Source organism: Streptomyces sp. RerS4 (assembly GCF_023515955.1).
GTDB lineage: Bacteria > Actinomycetota > Actinomycetes > Streptomycetales > Streptomycetaceae > Streptomyces.
Genome location: NZ_CP097322.1, coordinates 6008474 through 6029423 on the forward strand (window position 1 = coordinate 6008474; position 20950 = coordinate 6029423).

The following is a 20950-nucleotide window of genomic DNA, read 5'->3' on the forward strand; positions in this document are numbered from 1 at the left end:
GGTGAAGCGCCAGTGGCGAACGAAGCAAAGCTCCGCGAATACCTCAAGAAGGTCACGACGGATCTCGACGAGGCGTACGGACGTCTGCGGGACATCGAGAGCCAGGCCCACGAGCCCATCGCCATCACGGCCATGAGTTGCCGATTCCCCGGCGGCGTCCGCTCTCCCGAAGAACTCTGGGACCTGTTGGCCGCCGGTGGCGACGCCCTCACCGAATTCCCCGCGGACCGCGGCTGGGACCTGGACCACCTCTTCTCCGACGACCCGGACGACCAGGGCACCTCGACCACCCGCGAGGGCGGCTTCCTCGACGGCGCCTCCGCCTTCGACGCCGACTTCTTCGGGATCTCCCCGCGCGAGGCCATGGCGATGGACCCGCAGCAGCGGCTGCTGCTGGAAACCTCGTGGGAGGCGTTCGAGCGGGCCGGCATCGACCCGCACGTCCTGCGCGGCAACCAGTGCGGCGTGTTCGTCGGCATGAACGGCTCCGACTACCTCACCCCGCTGCTGGAAGCGGCCGAGGACTACGCGGGCCACCTCGGCACCGGCAACGCCTCCAGCGTGCTGTCCGGCCGGCTCTCGTACACCTTCGGCCTGGAGGGCCCGGCCGTCACCGTCGACACGGCCTGCTCGGCGTCACTCGTCGCGCTGCACCTGGCGGTGCAGGCGCTGCGGGCCGGGGAGTGCTCGCTGGCCGTAGCCGGCGGCGTCCACGTGATGTCCACGCCCGGACTCTTCGTGGAGTTCAGCAAGCAGCGCGGACTGTCCACCGACGGCCGCTGCAAGGCCTTCGCGGCCGGCGCCGACGGCTTCGGCCCGGCGGAAGGCGTGGGCGTCCTGCTCCTGGAGCGGCTCTCCGACGCGCGGAAGAACGGGCGCCCGGTGCTGGCCGTGGTTCGGGGCAGCGCCATCAACCAGGACGGTGCCTCCAACGGCCTGACGGCCCCGAACGGCCCCTCCCAGCAGCGCGTCATCCGCCAGGCCCTCGCCAACGCCCGGCTCTCCACCGACCAGGTCGACGTCGTGGAAGCCCACGGCACGGGCACCTCCCTCGGCGACCCGATCGAGGCACAGGCGCTGCTGGCCACGTACGGGCAGGACCGCCCGGAAGGGCAGCCGCTGCTCCTGGGGTCGGTGAAGTCGAACATCGGGCACACGCAGGCCGCGGCCGGAGTGGCCGGCGTCATCAAGATGGTGCTGGCGATGCGGCACGGCGTCCTGCCCCAGACCCTGCACGTGGACGAGCCGTCGCCGCACGTGGACTGGGAGTCGGGCGCGGTCGCGCTGCTCACGGAGCGGACGACGTGGCCCGAGACGAACCGTCCGCGTCGTGCGGGTGTGTCGTCGTTCGGGTTCAGCGGGACGAACGCGCACGTGATCGTGGAGCAGGCGCCGGAGGCGGTCGAAGCTTTCGAGGTCGAGCCGGGTGTCCGTTCGGGTATGCCGGTGGTGCCGTGGGTGTTGTCGGGTAGGAGTGCGGCGGCGTTGCGGGCGCAGGCGGAGCGGTTGGCGGGTCTGCCGGAGTTGGATCCGGTGGATGTGGGGTGGTCGTTGGCGTCGACGCGTGCGGGTCTGGACCACCGGGCGGTGGTGTTGGGTGATCACGCTGCCGGTGTGCGTGCGGTGGCTTCGGGTGGGATGGCGGCCGGTGTGGTGACCGGTTCGGTGGTGGGTGGGAAGACGGTGTTCGTGTTCCCGGGGCAGGGTTCGCAGTGGGTGGGGATGGCCGCCGGGCTGCTGGAGTCGTCGCCGGTGTTCGCGGCGCGGATCGAGGAGTGCGCGAAGGCGCTGGAGCCGTTCACCGACTGGTCGTTGCTCGACGTCCTGCGTGGTGTTGAGGGCGCGCCCTCGCTGGAGCGGGTGGATGTCGTTCAGCCGGCGTTGTTCGCGGTGATGGTGTCGTTGGCCGAGGTGTGGCGGTCCACCGGTGTCCTTCCGGGTGCGGTGATCGGTCACTCGCAGGGGGAGATAGCCGCCGCGTGTGTGGCGGGGATCCTGTCGTTGGAGGACGCGGCCCGTGTGGTGGCTCTGCGGAGTCAGGCCATCGGTCGGGTGTTGGCGGGGCTGGGTGGGATGGTGTCCGTGCCGCTGCCGGCTGCCGCGGTGCGGGAGCGGATCGGGCCGTGGGGTGAGGAGCGGATCTCCGTCGCCGCCGTGAACGGGCCGTCGTCCGTGGTGATCTCGGGTGAGGTTCAGGCGCTGGACGAGTTCCTGGCCGCGTGCGAGGTCGATGGCGTGCGGGCCAAGCGGATCGCGGTGGATTACGCCTCGCACTCCGCGCAGGTCGAGCTGTTGCGCGGGGAACTCGACACGCTCCTCGCTCCGATCGTCCCGCAGGACGCGGAGGTTCCCTTCCTGTCGACCGTCACCGGCGAATGGGTCAACGGCCCCGAGTTGGACGCCGGTTACTGGTTCCGTAATCTCCGTCAGACGGTGGAGCTGGAGGAGGCCACCCGGACGCTTCTGGACCAGGGCTTTGGTGTGTTCATCGAGTCCAGCCCGCATCCGGTGTTGACCGTCGGGATGCAGGAGACCGTGGAGGACGCCGGCCGTGAGGCCGCGATCCTGGGGTCGCTGCGCCGTAACGAAGGCGGTCTGGAGCGCTTCTGGCTCTCCCTGGGCGAGGCCTACGTGCGTGGTGTGACCGTGGACTGGGATGCCGTCTTCGCCGGCACCGGCGCCCGGCGCGTGGACCTGCCGACGTACGCCTTCCAGTCGCAGCGGTTCTGGCCCGAGGCCGCGCCCGCCGACCCCGAGGCGCCGCCGGCCGAGAGCGCGCTCGACGCCCGTTTCTGGGACGCCGTCGAACGCGAGGACGTCACGGCGCTCGCGGAAGCCCTCGCCTTCGAGACCCCCGACGCCATCCAGTCCCTCGGCACCGTCCTGCCCGGCCTCTCCTCCTGGCGGCGGCAGAGCCGTGAGGAGTCCACGGTCGACGGCTGGCGCTACCGCGTCACCTGGAAGCCGCTGGCCGAAGCCGGTGCCACGCGGCTCTCGGGGGCCTGGCTGGTCGTCGTGCCCGAGGCCTTGGCCGGCCCGGACGTCGACACGGCCGCCGCCGTGCTGCGTACGCTCGGCGAGCGCGGCGCGGAGGTCCGTACGGTCACCGTGGCCGCCGACGCGGCCGACCGGGACGCGCTCACCACCGCCCTCAAGACCGCCACAGACGGGGCCACCCACCCCGCCGGCGTCCTCTCCCTCCTCGCCCTCGGCGGAGAGGGGGCGTTCGCCGCCGGTCTGGCGCTGTCCCAGGCCCTCGGTGACGCCGACGTGGCCGCGCCGCTGTGGTGCGTCACCCGGGGCGCGGTCGCCGCCGGGCGGGCCGACCGGGTCACGGACCCGGAGCAGGCGCTCATCTGGGGCCTCGGGCGCGTCGCCTCCATGGAGCAGGGGGGCCGGTGGGGCGGCCTGATCGACCTGCCGTCGGAGGCTGACGACCGCGTGCTCGAACGGCTCGCGGGGGTGCTGGCCGGGGACGCGGCCGAGGATCAGGTCGCCGTCCGGTCCTCCGGGTTGTTCGTACGCCGTCTCGTGCGGGCCCGGCTGTCCGACAGCCCCGCTGTACGCGAGTGGCGTCCGAGCGGAACCACTTTGGTCACCGGTGGTACGGGTGCGCTGGGCGCGCACGTGGCGCGTTGGCTGGCGTCGAACGGCGCCGAGCACCTGGTGCTGACCAGCCGTCGGGGTGCCGAGGCGCCCGGCGCGGGCGAGCTGCGTGAGGAGTTGACCGCGCTCGGCGCCGAGGTCACCCTCGTCGCCTGCGACGTCAGCGACCGCGACGCCCTCGCCGCCCTCATCGCCGCGATCCCCGCCGACCGGCCCCTGACGGCCGTCGTGCACACGGCGGCCGTCCTGGACGACGGGGTCATCGAGACGCTGACCCCCGAGCAGGTGGCCGGCGTCCTGGCGGTCAAGGTGGACGGGACGCGGAACCTGCACGAGCTGACCCGCGACCTGGACCTTTCGGCGTTCGTCCTCTTCTCCTCCTTCGCCGCCACCTTCGGCGCCCCCGGCCAGGGCAACCAGGCACCCGGCAACGCCTTCCTCGACGCCTTCGCCGAGTACCGACGGGCCGAAGGCCTCCCGGCGACCTCCCTCGCCTGGGGCCCCTGGGGCAGCGCGGACGGGGACGACAGCGCGGCGGGCGACCGTATGCGCCGCCACGGCATCCTCGCCATGTCGCCCGAGCGGACCGTGACGTCGCTGCGGCACGCCCTGGACCGCGACGAGACCGCCCTCACCGTGGTCGACATGGACTGGAAGCGGTTCACCCTCGCCTTCACCGCCGACCGCGCCCGGCCGCTGCTGCTGGAACTCCCCGAGGCCCGGCGGGTCATGGAGAGCGCCGAGCGGGAGTCGACCGAGGACCTGACCGGGGGAGTGCCGCTGACGCGGCAGCTCGCCGGGCTGCCCGAGGTCGAGCAGGAGCGGCTGCTCCTGGACCTGGTGCGGACGGCCGTCGCCGCCGTCCTCGGCCACGCCGACCTCACGGCCGTCGAGGCCGGCCGGGCCTTCAAGGAGCTGGGCTTCGACTCCCTCACCTCCGTCGAGCTGCGCAACCGCCTCGGCGCGGTGAGCGGCCTGAAGCTGCCGGCCAGCCTGGTCTTCGACCAGCCCACCCCGGCCGCCGTCGCCGCCTACCTGCGCGCCGAGATCGTGCCGGACGCGGTGGCGGGCGGGGCGCCGCTGCTGGAGGAGCTCGACCGGTTGGAGTCCGTACTCGAACGGGGCACCGGCGACAACGTCGTACGGGCCCGGGTGACGATGCGGCTCCAGTCGCTGCTGGCGAAGTGGAACGAGAGCGAGGACCCGACGGCGGCGCGGACAGCGGCCGGCCCCGGCGGCGGGGTGGACGGCTCCGTGCCCGGCGGTGCGGCAGGGGAGGCGACGGACGACGCGGACGGCGGCATCGACGCGGTGGAGCAGCTCCAGGACGCGAGCGACGAGGAACTGTTCGCCTTTATCAACAAGGGCCTCGGACGTTATTGACGGTCCGCCGGTTTATCGGTGAAGATAGCCCGCCCCCGAGGTAATTGACCGGGGAAAGACTGCCCCCTACGCATTCCCCTACCCCAGGGGTGCGTAGGGGGCAGTTAGGGGTTGTAGGGCGGTTGGGCGAGAAATAGCCTGCGATCGAGCAGTCGCTTCGCCGGAGAGCGGAGCGCTCGCATTTCCGATGCCAATTCTCGGCTCTGCACACAGTTTTCCGATGCCGTCTGCTGCAAATGGGTGGTTGCGTTAAATGGCGAATGAAGAGACGCTGCGGGACTACCTGAAGCTGGTGACAGCGGATCTGCACCAGACGCGTCAGCGGCTTCGGGACGTCGAGGCGAAGAACCAGGATCCCATCGCCATCGTGGGCATGGGCTGCCGCTATCCGGGAGGCGCGACGTCGCCGGAGGAGCTGTGGCAGCTCGTCGCCGACGGCGTCGACGCCATCACCGGATTCCCCGCCGAGCGCGGCTGGGACATGGACACCGTCTACCACCCCGACCCCGAGCACCCCGGCACCAGCTACGCCAACCAGGGCGGCTTCGTCCGGGACATCGCGCGGTTCGACCCGTCGCTCTTCGGGATCTCCCCGCGCGAGGCCCTCGCCATGGACCCGCAGCAGCGGCTCCTGCTGGAAACCTCGTGGGAGGCCTTCGAGCGCGCGGGCATCGACCCGACCTCGATGCGCGGCAAGCAGGTCGGCGTGTTCGTCGGCACCAGCAACCACGACTACCTGACGGCGCTGCTGAGTTCCTCCGAGAACGTGGAGGGCTACCTCGGCACCGGAAACGCGGCGAGCGTCGCCTCGGGCCGGCTGTCGTACACGTTCGGCCTCGAAGGCCCGGCCGTCACCGTCGACACAGCCTGCTCCTCCTCCCTCGTCGCCCTGCACCTGGCCGTCCAGGCCCTGCGCAACGGCGAATGCTCGATGGCCCTGGCCGGCGGCGCCACCCTCATGGCCGCGCCCGGCACGTTCATCGACTACAGCAAGCAGCGCGGCCTCGCCACCGACGGCCGCTGCAAGGCGTTCTCGCCCGACGCCGACGGCTTCAGCCTCGCCGAAGGCGTCGGCGTCCTGCTCGTGGAGCGGCTCTCCGACGCCCGCCGCAAGGGCCACCGCGTCCTCGCCGTGGTCCGTGGCACGGCGGTGAACCAGGACGGCGCCAGCAACGGCCTCACCGCCCCCAACGGCCCCTCGCAGCAGCGCGTCATCCTCCAGGCGCTGTCCAACGCCCGACTCACGCCCGACCAGGTGGACGCCGTCGAGGCGCACGGCACGGGAACCGGCCTCGGCGACCCCATCGAGGCGCAGGCGATCATCGCCACCTACGGCCAGGACCGCCCCGACGGACGGCCGCTGTGGTTGGGCTCGCTCAAGACCAACATCGGTCACGCGCAGGCCGCCGCCGGTGTCGCGGGCGTCATCAAGAGCGTCATGGCGATGCGCAACGGGGTGCTGCCGCGGACCCTGCACCTGGACGAGCCGACCCCGCACGTCGACTGGTCGGCGGGCGAGGTGTCCCTGCTCACCGAGGCGCGGCCCTGGCCGGTGCACGAGGGGCCCCGCCGGATCGGCGTCTCCTCGTTCGGCATGAGCGGCACCAACGCGCACGTCATCCTGGAGAGCGCCGAGGAGCCGGCGGAGGAGCCCGCCGAGGGACCCGCCGAGGGTTCCGCCGTCGAAGCGGCCGCTCCTGCGGCGGCCGTGCTGCCCGTCGTCCTTTCCGGTAAGACCGAGGTCGCGCTGCGGGCGCAGGCCGCCACGCTCCTGGCCCACCTCACGGACCGGCCCGGCCTCCGCGTCGCGGACGTCGCGTTCTCACAGGCGCTCACCCGCGCCGCCCTGGACCGCCGCGCCGCGATCGTCGCCGAGGACCGCGACGAGCTGCTGGCCGCACTCGCCGCCCTGGCCGAGGGTCGGCCGTCCGCGGACGTCGTGGAAGGGGTCGCCACCGAGGGCAAGTTGGCGTTCCTGTTCACCGGCCAGGGCAGCCAGCGCCTGGGCATGGGTCGGGAACTGTACGACGCTTACCCGGTGTTCGCGCGGGCGCTGGACGCGGTCTCGGAGTGCATGGCCCTCGAACTGCCGCTGAGGGATGTGCTGTTCGGGACCGAGGCCGCTCTGCTGGACGAGACGCGGTTCACCCAGCCGGCGCTGTTCGCCGTCGAGGTGGCGCTGTTCCGGCTGCTCGAATCATGGGGTGTGAAGCCCGACTTCCTGTCCGGGCACTCCATCGGTGAGATCGCCGCCGCGCACGTCGCGGGGGTACTGGACCTGGACGACGCGTGCACGCTGGTCGCCGCGCGCGGCCGGCTGATGCAGGCGCTGCCCGTCGGCGGCGTGATGATCGCCGTCCAGGCCTCGGAGGACGAGGTCCTGCCCCACCTGAGCGACCGCGTGGCCATCGCCGCGATCAACGGCCCCCAGGCCGTCGTCGTGGCCGGCGACGAGGACGCGGCCGGCGCGGTCGCGGCGGTCTTCGAGGAGCGGGGCCGCAAGACCAAGCGCCTCACCGTCAGCCACGCCTTCCACTCCCCGCACATGGACGGCATGCTCGACGCCTTCCGCGAGGTCGCGCAGCGGCTCACGTACTCCGCCCCGCGCATCCCGATCGTCTCCAACCTGACCGGCGCCCTGGTCACCGACGAGATGGCGACGCCCGACTTCTGGGTCCGCCACGTCCGCGAGGCCGTCCGCTTCCTCGACGGCATGCGCTGGCTGGAGAGCCGCGGCGTCACCGCGTACCTGGAGATCGGCCCCGGCGGGGTCCTCTCCGCCCTCGGCCAGGACTGCCAGACCGCCGCCGGCCCCCGCGCCGCCGCGTTCCTGCCCGCGCTGCGCACCGGCCGCCCCGAAGCCCGTTCGCTGACCGCCGCCGTCGCCGGCGCCCACGTACGCGGCCTCTCCCCGGACTGGGCCGCCCGGTTCGCCGGGACCGGCGCGCGCCGCGTCGAGCTGCCGACGTACGCGTTCCAGCGCGAGCCGTACTGGCCGCGCGACCCCTTCAGCGACCTGACCGGACCCGCCGACGGCCGCGAACTCGGGGCGACCGACGCCAAGTTCTGGGAGGTCGTCGACAGCGAGGACTTGGCCGCGCTCGCCGAGACCCTCGGCGTGGACGGCGAGGAGCCGCTCAGCGGCGTGCTGCCCGCGCTCTCCGCCTGGCACCGCCGCCACCGCGACCGTGACACCGTCGGCGGCTGGCGCTACCGCGTCACCTGGAAGCCCCTCACCGGCACCGAGGCCGCGCCTCTGGCCGGCCACTGGCTGCTCGTCGTCCCCGCCGGGTACGCGGACGCGCCCTGGACCCTCGCCGCCCAGCGGGCCCTGACCGCGCGCGGGGTCACCGTCAGCAGCCTGACGGTCGACGCGACGGCCGACGACCGGGCCGCCCTCGCCGCCCGCATCGCCGAAACCCTCGCCTCGGCCGACGCGCCCGCAGGCGTGCCCGCCGGCGTGCTCTCGCTGCTCGCCTTCGACGAGCGGCCGCACCCCGAGGACCCGGCGCTGCCCGCCGGACTCGCCGCCACCCTCGCCCTCGTCCAGGCGCTGGGTGACGCGGACGTGGACGCCGCGCTCTGGGCCGCCACCCAGGGCGCCGTGTCCACCGGCCGCTCCGACCGGCTCACCGGTCTCGCCCAGGCGCCCGTCTGGGGCCTCGGCCGCACCGCCGCCCTCGAACTGCCCGGCCGCTGGGGCGGCCTCGTGGACCTGCCCCCGACCGCCGACGAGCGCGCCGCCGCCCGGCTCGCGGACGTCCTCGGCGGGCTCGCCGCCGAGGACCACCTCGCCGTACGCTCCACCGGCGTCTTCGTCCGCAGGCTGACCCGCGCCCCGCAGGAGCGAGCCGCCGCCGACGAGTGGACCACCTCCGGCACGGCCCTGATCACCGGCGCGACGGGCGCGCTCGGCCGGCACGTGGCCCGCTGGCTCGCCCGGACCGGCGCCGAGCACCTCCTGCTGGTGAGCAGGAGCGGCCCCGCCGCCGAAGGCGCCGACGAACTCGCCGCCGAGCTGCGCGAATCGGGCGTCCGGGTCACCCTCGCGGCCTGCGACGTGGCCGACCGTGACGCCGTGGCCCACCTCCTCGCCGCCGTCCCGGCCGAACTCCCGCTGACCACCGTCGTCCACGCCGCCGGCGTCCTGGACGACGGCGTCCTCGACGCGCAGACCGCGCGGCGCATGGCGGGCGTCCTGCGTCCCAAGGCCCACGCGGCGCACGTCCTGCACGAGTTGACGCGCGACCTGGATCTTTCCGCGTTCGTCCTGTTCTCCTCCCTCGCCGCCGCCTTCGGCGCCGCCGGGCAGGCCAACTACGCCGCCGCCAACGCCTCCCTGGACGCCCTCGCCGAGCAGCGGCGCGCCGACGGCCTGCCCGCCACCGTGATCTCCTGGGGTGCCTGGGCCGAGAGCGGCATGGCCACCGACGAACTCGTCGCCGAGCGCCTGCGCGCCGCCGGACTGCCGGGCCTCGCACCGGAACTGGCCCTGTCCGCCCTGCACACGGCGCTCACCCTGGACGAGACCGCGTCCGTCGTCGCCGACATCGACTGGGACCGCCTCGCGCCCGGCCTCACGGCCGTCCGCCCCTGCCCGCTGATCGCCGACCTCCCCGAGGCCGCGCACGCCCTCACCACGGCCGGTACCACCGCCGCCGCCGGTACGGGCCCGACGGACAGCTTCGCGAGCGAGCTGGCCCAGGCGCCGGCGGCCGAACGCGACGCGCTCACCCTGGAGTTCGTCCGCACCCAGATCGCCGCCGTACTCGGCTACCCCGGCGCGGCCTCCGTGGACCCGGCCATCGCCTTCCGCGACCTCGGCTTCGACTCCCTGACCGCGGTGGAGATCCGCAACCTCCTCACCTCCCGGACCGGGCTGCGCCTCCCGGCGACCCTGATCTTCGACTACCCCAACTCCCTCTCGCTGGCAGCCTTCCTGCAGGGCGAACTCCTCGGCGCACAGCCCGCCGAGGCGGCGGACGGTGGCTCGCGCATCGCCGCGGCCGCCGCCACCGACGACGACCCCATCGCGATCGTCGCGATGAGCTGCCGCTTCCCCGGTGGCGTACGCACCCCCGAACAGCTGTGGGAGCTGCTCGCCGACGGCCGCGACGCCATCTCCGGCTTCCCCGCCGACCGCGGCTGGGACCTGGAGGGCCTGTACGACCCGGAGTCCGTCACCGAGAACACCACCTACGTCCGCGAAGGCGGCTTCCTCGCCGACGCCACCGCGTTCGACCCCGCCTTCTTCGGCATCTCGCCGCGCGAGGCCCTCGCCATGGACCCGCAGCAGCGACTGCTCCTGGAAACCTCGTGGGAGGCCTTCGAGCGGGCCGGCATCGACCCCGCCACCGTGCGCGGAGAGCGCATCGGCGTCTTCACCGGCACGAACGGGCAGGACTACCTCGACGTCATCCTCGCCGCCCCCGACGGCAGCGAGGGCTTCCTCGGCACCGGCAACGCGGCGAGCGTCGTCTCCGGCCGCGTCAGCTACGTCCTGGGCCTGGAGGGCCCGGCCGTCACCGTCGACACGGCCTGCTCGTCCTCGCTGGTCGCCCTGCACTGGGCGATCCAGGCCCTGCGGGCCGGCGAGTGCACCATGGCCCTCGCCGGCGGTGTGACCGTCATGTCCACGCCCGCCTCCTTCATCGACTTCAGCCGCCAGCGCGGCCTCGCCGCCGACGGCCGGATCAAGGCCTTCGCCGCCGGCGCGGACGGCACCGGCTGGGGCGAGGGCCTCGGCATGCTGCTCGTCGAGCGGCTCTCCGACGCCCGCCGCAACGGGCACCCCGTCCTCGCCCTGGTCCGCGGCTCGGCCGTGAACCAGGACGGCGCGAGCAACGGCCTGACGGCCCCCAACGGCCCCTCCCAGCAGCGCGTCATCCGCCAGGCCCTCGCCAGTGCGGGCCTGTCCGCCGCCGAGGTCGACGCGGTCGAGGCCCACGGTACGGGCACCCGGCTCGGCGACCCCATCGAGGCGCAGGCCCTGCTGGCGACGTACGGCCAGGGCCGCACGGACGGGCAGCCGCTGCTGCTCGGCTCGATCAAGTCGAACTTCGGCCACACCCAGGCCGCCGCCGGCGTCGCCGGTGTGATGAAGATGGTGCTGGCGATGCGGCACGGCGTGCTGCCGCGCACCCTGCACGTGGACGAGCCGTCGCCGCACGTCGACTGGACGGCCGGAGACATCGCCCTGCTGACCGAGCCGACCCAGTGGCCCGAGACCGGGCGCCCGCGCCGGGCCGGCGTGTCCTCGTTCGGCATCAGCGGCACCAACGCCCACACCATCATCGAGCAGGCCCCGGAGACGGTCCCGGCCGAGCCGGCGGCCACCGTACCGGCGGCCACGGTACCGGCGGACACCGCGCCGCTGCCGTGGCTGCTCTCCGCCAAGACCGCGGACGCGCTGCGCGACCAGGCACGTCACCTCCTCGCCCACGCCGAACGGCACCCCGACGCCCGCCCCGCCGACCTGGCGCTCTCCCTGGCCCTCGGCCGCTCCGCGTTCGAGCACCGCGCCGCCGTGGTGGCCGCGGACCGTACGGCGCTGCTCGGGGGGCTGGTGAAGCTGGCCGAGGGAGCGCCGGCCGCCGGGCTCGTGGAGGGCTCGCCGGTCGCGGGGAAGCTCGCGTTCCTGTTCACCGGCCAGGGAAGCCAGCGCACGGCGATGGGCCGCGAACTCTACGAGGCCCACCCGGCGTTCGCGGACGCGCTGGACGCGATCTGCGCCCACCTGGACGCGCTGCTCGAACTTCCGCTGAAGGACGTGTTGTTCGGCTCGGACGCCGAGCTCGTGGACCGTACGGAGTACACGCAGCCGGCGTTGTTCGCGATGGAGGTGGCGCTGTTTCGGCTGCTGGAATCGTGGGGTGTGGAGCCGGACTTCGTGTCCGGGCATTCGATCGGTGAGATCGCCGCCGCGCATGTGGCGGGGGTGTTCTCGCTGGAGGACGCGTGTGCCCTGGTCGCGGCTCGTGGCCGGTTGATGCAGGCGCTGCCGGGCGGCGGGGTGATGATCGCTGTTCAGGCGTCGGAGGAGGAGATCCTGCCGCTGCTGACGGATCGGGTGAGCGTCGCCGCCGTCAACGGTCCGCAGTCGGTGGTCATTGCCGGTGACGAGGACGCGGCGAGCGCCATCGCCGAGTCGTTCCCCGACCGGAAGACCAAGCGTCTGACCGTCAGCCACGCCTTCCACTCGCCGCACATGGACGGCATGCTCGACGCCTTCCGCGAGGTCGCGGAGCAGCTCACGTACGCCGCTCCGCGCATCCCGATCGTGTCGAACCTGACCGGGGCCTTGGCTTCCGACGAGATGGCGACGGCCGACTTCTGGGTCCGCCACGTCCGCGAGGCCGTCCGCTTCCTCGACGGCGTACGCGCCCTGGAGGACGCGGGGGTCACCACGTACCTCGAACTGGGCCCCGACGGCGTGCTGTCCGCCCTCGCCCAGGACTGCGTCACCGAGGACGCCGTCTTCGTCCCCGTCCTCCGCAAGGGCCGCCCCGAGGCCGAGGCAGCCACCACCGCCCTCGCCCGAGCCCACGTCCACGGCATCGGCGTCGACTGGACGGCGTACTTCGCCGGCGCCGGCGCCCGGCGCGTCGACCTGCCCACCTACCCCTTCCAGCGGCAGCGCTACTGGCCCGCCGTCTCCCACCTCCAGCTCGGGGACGTCGAGGCGATCGGCCTCGACGACACGGCCCACCCGCTGCTCAGCGCAGGCGTCGCCCTGCCCGAGTCGGACGGCATGGTCTTCGCCGGCCGCCTCTCCCTGTCCACGCACGCCTGGCTGGCCGACCACGCCATCCTCGGCAGTGTCCTGCTGCCCGGCACGGCCTTCGTGGAACTCGCGACCCGCGCCGGCGACCAGCTCGGCTGCGACTACCTCGAAGAACTCACCCTCGAAGCCCCCCTGGTCCTGCCCGAGCGCGGCGGCGTCCGGCTGCGCGTGTGGGTCGGCGCCGCCGACGAGGCCGGCCGCCGCCCGTTCGCCCTGCACTCCCGGGCCGAGGGCCTGGCGGCCGAGGAGCCGTGGACGCGGCACGCTGCCGGCGTCCTCGCCGAAGCCGGCCGCCCCGCCGCCGACTTCGACCTGACCGCCTGGCCCCCGGCCGGCGCCACCGAGGTACCGCTCGACGGCCGTTACGAGGCGCTCGACGCCATCGGCTTCGCCTACGGCCCCACCTTCCGCGGCCTGCGGACGGCCTGGCAGCAGGGCGACGCCGTGTACGCCGAGGTCAGCCTGCCCGAGGGCACCGAAGACCAGGCGGGCCGCTTCGGCCTGCACCCCGCGCTCCTCGACGCGGCCCTGCACGCCATCGGCCTGGGCGGCATCGGAGCCGACGACGGCCGGGGCCGGCTGCCCTTCGCCTGGAGCGGGGTGTCGCTGTACGCGGGCGGCGCGAGCGCGCTGCGCGTCCGCCTCACCCCGGCCGGCGCCGAAGGGGTCCGGCTGGAGATCGCCGACGCCACCGGCGCCCCCGTCGCGGCCGTCGCCTCGCTCGGCCTGCGCCCGGTGAGCGCCGACCAACTGCGCACCGCACGCGCCACCTACCACGAGTCCGTGTTCCACCGGCAGTGGACCGAACTCACCGGCCTCACCGCCCCGGACGCCACGCGCTACGCCCTCCTCGGCCGCGCCGGAGCCGACGACCCGACGGACACCGACCGTTACGCGGACCGTTACGCCGATCTGGCGGCGCTGGCCGCCGCCGTCGACGCGGGGACGGTCGTACCCGACGAGGTACTCGTCCACCTCGCCCCGACGCCCGCCCCCCTCTCCGCGCCCGCCGTGCACGAGGCCGCGCACGCCGCGCTCGCCCTCGCCCGGGCCTGGCTCGCCGACGAGCGGTTCGCCGCCGCCCGACTGGTGTTCGTCACCCGGGGCGCGGTGGCCGCGACCCCGGTCGAGGACGTGCGCGACCTCGCCGCCGCCACCGTCTGGGGCCTGTTGGGATCCGCGCAGACGGAGAACCCCGGCCGGATCGCGCTCGTGGACGTCGACATCGACATCGACACCGACACCGACGGCGGTGACGATGCCGCCCTGCGCGCCGCGCTCACCGCCGAGGAGGAACGCTTCGCCCTGCGGCGCGGCGCCGTCCTCGTCCCGCGCCTCGCCCGCGTCGAGACGGAAGCCGAGACGGAAGCCGCGACAGAAACCGAAACGGAAGTCGGGACCGAGGACGAGGCGCGCCCCGGCCGGGACGGCCGCGCCCCGGCCTTCGGGCCCGACGGAACGGTGCTGATCACCGGCGCCACCGGCGCCCTCGGCGGGCTCATCGCCCGCCACCTGGTCACCGCCCACGGGGTGCGCCGTCTGCTCCTCGTCGGCCGGCGCGGCGCCGAGGCGCCCGGCACGGCCGAACTGACCGCCGACCTCGCCGCGTCGGGGGCCACGGCCGCCTGGGCGGCCTGTGACGTGGCCGACCGGGACGCCCTCGCCGCACTGCTCGCGCGGGTTCCCGCCGAGCACCCGCTGACGGCCGTCGTCCACACCGCCGGTGTCCTCGACGACGGCATCATCTCCTCCCTGACGCCCGAGCGGCTGTCGGCGGTGCTGCGCCCCAAGGTGGACGCCGCCTGGAACCTGCACGAGCTGACGAAGAGTCACCCGCTGTCCGCCTTCGTGCTCTTCTCCTCCACCTCCGGCCTTTTCGGCGGCCCCGGCCAGGCCAATTACGCCGCCGCCAACACCTTCCTGGACGCCCTCGCCCAACACCGCCGGGCCCAGGGCCTGCCGGCCTCCGCGCTGGCCTGGGGCCTGTGGTCGGTGGCGGACGGCATGGCCGGCGCCCTGGACGCCGCCGACGTCAACCGCATGCGCCGGGCCGGACTGCCCCCGCTGACGGCCGCCGACGGCCTGGAGCTGTTCGACACCGCCGTCTCCCTCGACGACGCGGCCGTGGCCCTCATGCGCGTGGACGGCGAGGCCCTGCGCCCCCAGGCCGCCGCGGGCACCATCGCCCCGCTGCTGCGCGGCCTCGTACGCGGCGTCGCCCGCCGCTCCGTCGACGCGGCGGCCGTCGCCGCCGGTGACGGGTCGGGCCCCCGGGCCCGCCTGGCGGGGCTGTCCGCGCCCGAACAGGACCGGGCGCTGCTGGACCTGGTCCGTACGCAGGTCGCGGCCGTACTCGGACACGCAGGCCCCGCCGCCGTCGAGTCCGGGCGGGCCTTCAAGGAGCTGGGCTTCGACTCGCTCACCGCGGTCGAACTCCGCAACCGACTGAACGCCGCCACCGCCCTGCGCCTGCCCGCCACCCTGATCTTCGACTACCCGGACCCGACCGTCCTCGCCCGCCACCTGCGCACCGAACTGTTCGGCGACACCGACGCGGAGATGCGCACGGACCGGAACGCCGCCGCCGGTTCGGCCGCGCCCACGACGGCCGTGGCCGACGACGAACCCATCGCCATCGTCGCGATGAGCTGCCGCTACCCCGGCGACGTCCGCACCCCCGAGGACCTCTGGCGGCTCCTCACCGCCGGCGAGGACGGCATCACCCGCCTCCCGGAGAACCGCGGCTGGGACACCGCCGCCCTGTACCACCCCGACCCGGAGCACCCGGGCACCTCGTACGCCCGCGAGGGCGGCTTCCTGCACGACGCCGCCGAGTTCGACGCCTCGTTCTTCGGGATCTCCCCGCGCGAGGCCCTCGCCATGGACCCGCAGCAGCGGCTGCTGCTGGAGACCACCTGGGAGGTCTTCGAACGGGCCGGCATCGCCCCTTCCTCGGTGCGCGGCACCCGTACGGGCGTCTTCGCGGGCGTCATGTACCACGACTACGGCGCACGCCTGCACGCCGTGCCCGACGGTGTCGAGGGCTACCTCGGCACGGGCAGTTCCAGCAGCATCGTCTCCGGCCGCGTCGCCTACACGTTCGGTCTGGAGGGCCCGGCGGTCACCGTCGACACGGCCTGCTCCTCCTCGCTGGTGGCCCTGCACCTCGCGGCGCAGGCCCTGCGCGCCGGCGAGTGCTCCCTCGCCCTGGCGGGCGGGGTGACCGTGATGTTCACGCCCGGCACGTTCATCGAGTTCAGCCGCCAGCGCGGGCTGGCCGCCGACGGCCGCTGCAAGTCCTTCGCGGCCGCCGCCGACGGCACCGGCTGGGGAGAGGGCGCGGGCATGCTCCTGCTGGAGCGGCTCTCCGACGCCCGCCGCAACGGCCACCAGGTGTTGGCGATCGTCCGCGGCTCCGCCGTCAACCAGGACGGCGCCTCGAACGGCCTGACCGCCCCCAACGGCCCGTCCCAGCAGCGCGTCATCCGTCAGGCCCTCGCCAACGCCCGCCTCACCGGCGCGGACGTCGACGTGGTCGAGGCCCACGGCACGGGCACCACCCTCGGCGACCCCATCGAGGCGCAGGCCCTGCTGGCCACCTACGGCCGCGACCACGGCGACGACCGGCCGTTGCTGCTCGGCTCCGTGAAGTCCAACCTCGGCCACACCCAGGCCGCGGCCGGTGTCGCCGGCATCATCAAGATGGTCATGGCGATGCGCCACGGCATCGTGCCCAAGACCCTCCACGTCGACGAGCCCACCCCGCACGTCGACTGGACGGCGGGCGCCGTGTCCCTGCTCACCGAGCAGGTGGAGTGGCCCGAGACGGGCCGCCCGCGCCGCGCGGGCGTCTCCTCCTTCGGCATCAGCGGGACGAACGCCCACGCCGTCATCGAGCAGGCCCCGGACGCGGCCTCCGAGCCCCGGCCGGCCAGGGACACCGAGCCGGAACCCCGTACGCCGTACGTCCCCGTGGTCCTGTCGGCCCGCGGCGAGGACGCGCTGCGCGCCCAGGCCCGCCTGCTCCACACCCGCGTCCACACCGACCCCGCCCTGCGCACCGCCGATCTCGCCTTCTCGCTGGCGACCACCCGCTCCGCCCTGGAGCAGCGCGCCGCGCTGGTGGCCGGGGATCGCGACGCGTTGCTCCGCGGCCTGGACGCACTGGCCCGCGGCGAGGACGCGGCCACCCTGGTACGGGGGACCGCACGCGAGCACCAGGTGGCGTTCCTGTTCACCGGGCAGGGCAGCCAGCGCCTCGGCATGGGACGCGAACTCCACGACGCCCACCCCGTGTTCGCGCGGGCCCTGGACGAGGTCTGCGGCGAACTGGACCGGCACCTCGAACTGCCCCTGAAGGGAATCCTGTTCGGATCCGACGCCGCCCTGCTGGACCGTACCGAGTACACGCAGCCCGCCCTCTTCGCGATCGAGGTGGCCCTGTTCCGGCTGCTGGAGAGCTGGGGTCTGCGGCCCGACGTCCTGGCCGGACACTCCATCGGCGAGATCGCCGCCGCCCACGTGGCCGGCGTCCTCACCCTCCAGGACGCCGCCGAACTCGTCGCCGCACGCGGCCGGTTGATGCAGGCCCTGCCCACCGGCGGAGTGATGATCGCCGTACAGGCGACGGAGGACGAGGTCTCGGCGCTGCTCACCGAGCGGGTGGGCATCGCCGCCGTCAACGGCCCCCGGTCCGTGGTCGTCGCCGGCGACGAGGACGCGGCGCTCGCGATCGCCGCGCACTTCGAGGAGCGCGGCGCCAAGACCAAGCGACTGACCGTCAGCCACGCCTTCCACTCCCCGCACATGGACGGCATGCTCGCCGACTTCCGCAAGGTCGCCGAGGGTCTGGTCTACGAGAGCCCCCGCATCCCGATCGTGTCCTGCCTGACCGGCGCGCTCGTCACCGACGAGATGACCTCCGCCGACTTCTGGGTCCGCCACGTCCGCGAGGCCGTCCGCTTCCTCGACGGCGTCCGCGCCCTGGACGCGACCGGGGTGAGCGCCTACGTCGAACTCGGCCCCGACGCCACCCTGTCCGCGCTCGTCCAGGACTGCCTGCCCGACGGCGCCGAAGCCGCCGAGCCGGCGCTCCGCCTGCCCCTGCTCCGCAAGGACCGCCCCGAGACCGAGGCGCTCACCGCCGCCCTCACCCGGGCCCACGTCCACGGCGTCACGCCCGACTGGCCGGCGTACTTCTCCGCCACCGGCGCCCGCCGCGTCGACCTGCCCACCTACGCCTTCCAGCGCAAGCGCTACTGGCTCGACGTCGGTCTCTCCGTCGAGGACGTGCTCGCGGCCGGTCTGGATGCCGCCGACCACCCGCTGTTCGGCGCCACCGTCCAACTGCCCGCCTCCGACGGGCTGGTCCTCACCGGACGCCTCGCCCTGTCCACCCACCCGTGGCTGGCCGACCACACGGTCATGGACACCGTCCTGCTGCCCGGTACCGCCTTCGTGGAACTCGCCCTGCGGGCCGGCGCCGAGGTCGGCTGCGACACCGTCGAGGAGTTGGCCATCGAGGCCGCCCTCACCCTCCCCGAACAGGGAGCCGTCCAGCTCCGGTTGGCCGTCGACGCGGCCGACGAGACCGGCCGGCGCACCCTGACCCTGCACTCACGTCCGGCCGACGCCCCGGCCGAGGAGCCGTGGACCCGGCACGCCACGGGCGTCCTCGCCCCCGCCGGGCCCGCGCGCGCCTTCGACCTGGCCGCGTGGCCGCCGGCCGACGCCGAACCCGTGCCCGTCGACGGCTTCTACCCGGCCGCGGCCGCCGCCGGCCTCGCCTACGGGCCGGCCTTCCAGGGCCTGCGCGCCGCCTGGCGGCGCGACGGCGAAGTCTTCGCCGAGGTCGCGCTGGACGAGGCGTACGAGACCGACGCCGCCGCCTACGGCGTCCACCCCGCGCTCCTCGACGCCGCCCTCCAGGCCATCGGCCTCGCGGCCGACGCGTCCGAGCCCGCCGAGGGCGCGCGGCTGCCCTTCGCCTGGACCGGCGTGCGCCTCCACGCGGCCGGCGCCGCGGACCTGCGGGTCCGCATCACCACCGGCCCGTCCGGCGGCGTCGCCCTGGACGTCGCCGACTCCACCGGCGCTCCCGTCGCCTCGGTGGACTCCCTGGTCCTGCGCCCGGTGTCCGCCGTGCGGCTCGGCGGCGAGCGGACCGCGCACCACGAGTCCCTGTTCGGCGTCGAGTGGGCGAAGCTGCCCCTGGTCGCCGGCCCCGTCCCCGCCGACGAGCGGTGGGTCGTCCTCGGGGAGGACCAGACGGACTTCCGCGTCGGCGGCGCCCCGCTGGAGGTCCACGCCCACCTCACCGCGCTGCGCGGGGACCTCGCCGCCGGCGCCCCGGCGCCGGACGTGGTGATCGTGCCGCTGTCCGGCACGGCCTCCGCCGGTGGCCGGGCCACCGCCGCCCGCACCGCCGCCCACCAGGCGCTCGCCCTGGTCAAGGAGTGGCTGGCCGAGGAACGCCTCGATGCCGCCCGGCTGGTCCTGCTCACCCGGGGCACGATGGCCGCCGTACCCGGCGAGCACGTCACCGACCTGGCCCACGCCCCGGTGTGGGGCCTGGTGCGGTCGGCGCAGTCGGAGAACCCCGGCCGGTTCGTCCTCGTCGACACCGACGGCTCCGACGCCTCCCTCGGCGTCCTGCCCGCCGCCCTGGCGGGCGACGAACCGCAGCTGGCCCTGCGGGCGGGCGAGGCGTACGCCTTCCGGCTGCGCCGCATCGCCCGCGCCGAGGCCGAGGCCGAGGCCGGGGCCGCAGCCGCGTCCGACCCCGAGGCCGGTCACCCGGCGATCGACACCACCGGCACCGTCCTCGTCACCGGCGCGAGCGGCACCCTCGGCGGTCTCTTCGCCCGCCACCTCGCCGACGCCCACGGCGTACGGAACCTGCTGCTCCTCAGCCGCAGCGGCGACGCGGCGCCCGGCGCGGCCGAGCTGACCCGCGCGTTGAACGAGCGGGGCGCGGACGTCACCTGGGCGGCCTGCGACGCCGCCGACCGCGACGCCCTGGCCGCCGTACTGGCCGCCGTACCCGCCGACCGGCCGCTGACCGCGGTCGTCCACGCGGCCGGCGTCCTCGACGACGGCATCATCGACTCCCTCACCCCCGAACGCCTCGACACCGTCCTGCGGCCCAAGGTCGACGCGGCCTGGAACCTGCACGAGCTGACCGAGGGCCGTCGCCTCTCCGCCTTCGTGCTCTTCTCCTCCGTCGCCGGCTGCTTCGGCGCCGCCGGCCAGGCCAACTACGCCGCCGCGAACGCCTTCCTGGACGCCCTCGCCCTGCACCGCGCCGCCCGTGGCCTCGCGGCGAGCTCCCTCGCCTGGGGCCTGTGGGCGGCCACCGACGGCATGGCGGGCGCCCTGGACGAGGCCGACCTGACCCGGATGGCCCGCGCCGGAGTCGGCGCGCTCGCCCCCGACGAGGGGCTGGCCCTGTTCGACACCTCCCGCACCCTGGACGACGCCGTCCTCGTGCCCATGCGGATCGAACCGGCCGCGCTGCGCGCCCAGGCCGCCGACGGCACCCTGCCGCCGCTGCTGCGCGGACTCGTCCGCACCCCCGCCCGCCGGGCCGCCCCCACCGCGCACCGGGCCACCGCCCGTACCGCCGCCGAACCGGCGGGTTCCCTCCAGGAGCGGCTGGCGGGCCTGTCGCCCGCCGACCGCGACCGGACGCTGAACGAACTGGTCCGCGCCCAGGTGGCCGCCGTACTCGGCCACGGCACCGCCGACGACGTCGACGCCGGCCGCGGCTTCCTCGACCTGGGCTTCGACTCGCTGACCGCCGTCGACCTGCGCAACCGGCTCACCGGCGCCTGCGGGCTGCGGCTGCCCGTCACGCTGATCTTCGACTACCCGTCCCCGTCGGCGCTCGCCGCGTACATCGGGGAACGGCTCGGCCAGGGCGACACGGGCCGCCCGTCCGTCCACGGCGAACTCGACAAGCTCGAATCGATCCTCTCGGCCGTCGCCCCCGACGACGTCGAACGCGCGGGCATCACCGCCCGGTTGCGAGACCTTCTGGCGAAGTGGAATGACACGCACAGTGCACAGGACAACGCCGCCGAAGAGCGGGACATCCAGGCCGCCACGGCCGACGAGCTCTTCGACCTCCTCGATGACGAACTCGGACTGTCCTGAGATGACCTTGACGACCTTGACCAC

At 74.5% G+C, this 20950-nt stretch carries 2 protein-coding genes; both read left to right on the forward strand.

From position 1 onward, the window contains the following. Nucleotides 1–12 precede the first annotated feature (12 nt). Complete coding sequence (locus tag M4D82_RS27380; protein WP_249768709.1) at nucleotides 13–4989, forward strand: type I polyketide synthase; 4977 nt, start codon at nucleotides 13–15, stop codon at nucleotides 4987–4989. A 253-nt stretch (nucleotides 4990–5242) separates the two neighbouring features. Continuing rightward, nucleotides 5243–20926, forward strand: coding sequence for a type I polyketide synthase (locus M4D82_RS27385; protein WP_249768731.1), 15684 nt, complete (start codon nucleotides 5243–5245; stop codon nucleotides 20924–20926). The last annotated feature ends 24 nt before the right edge of the window (nucleotides 20927–20950 follow it).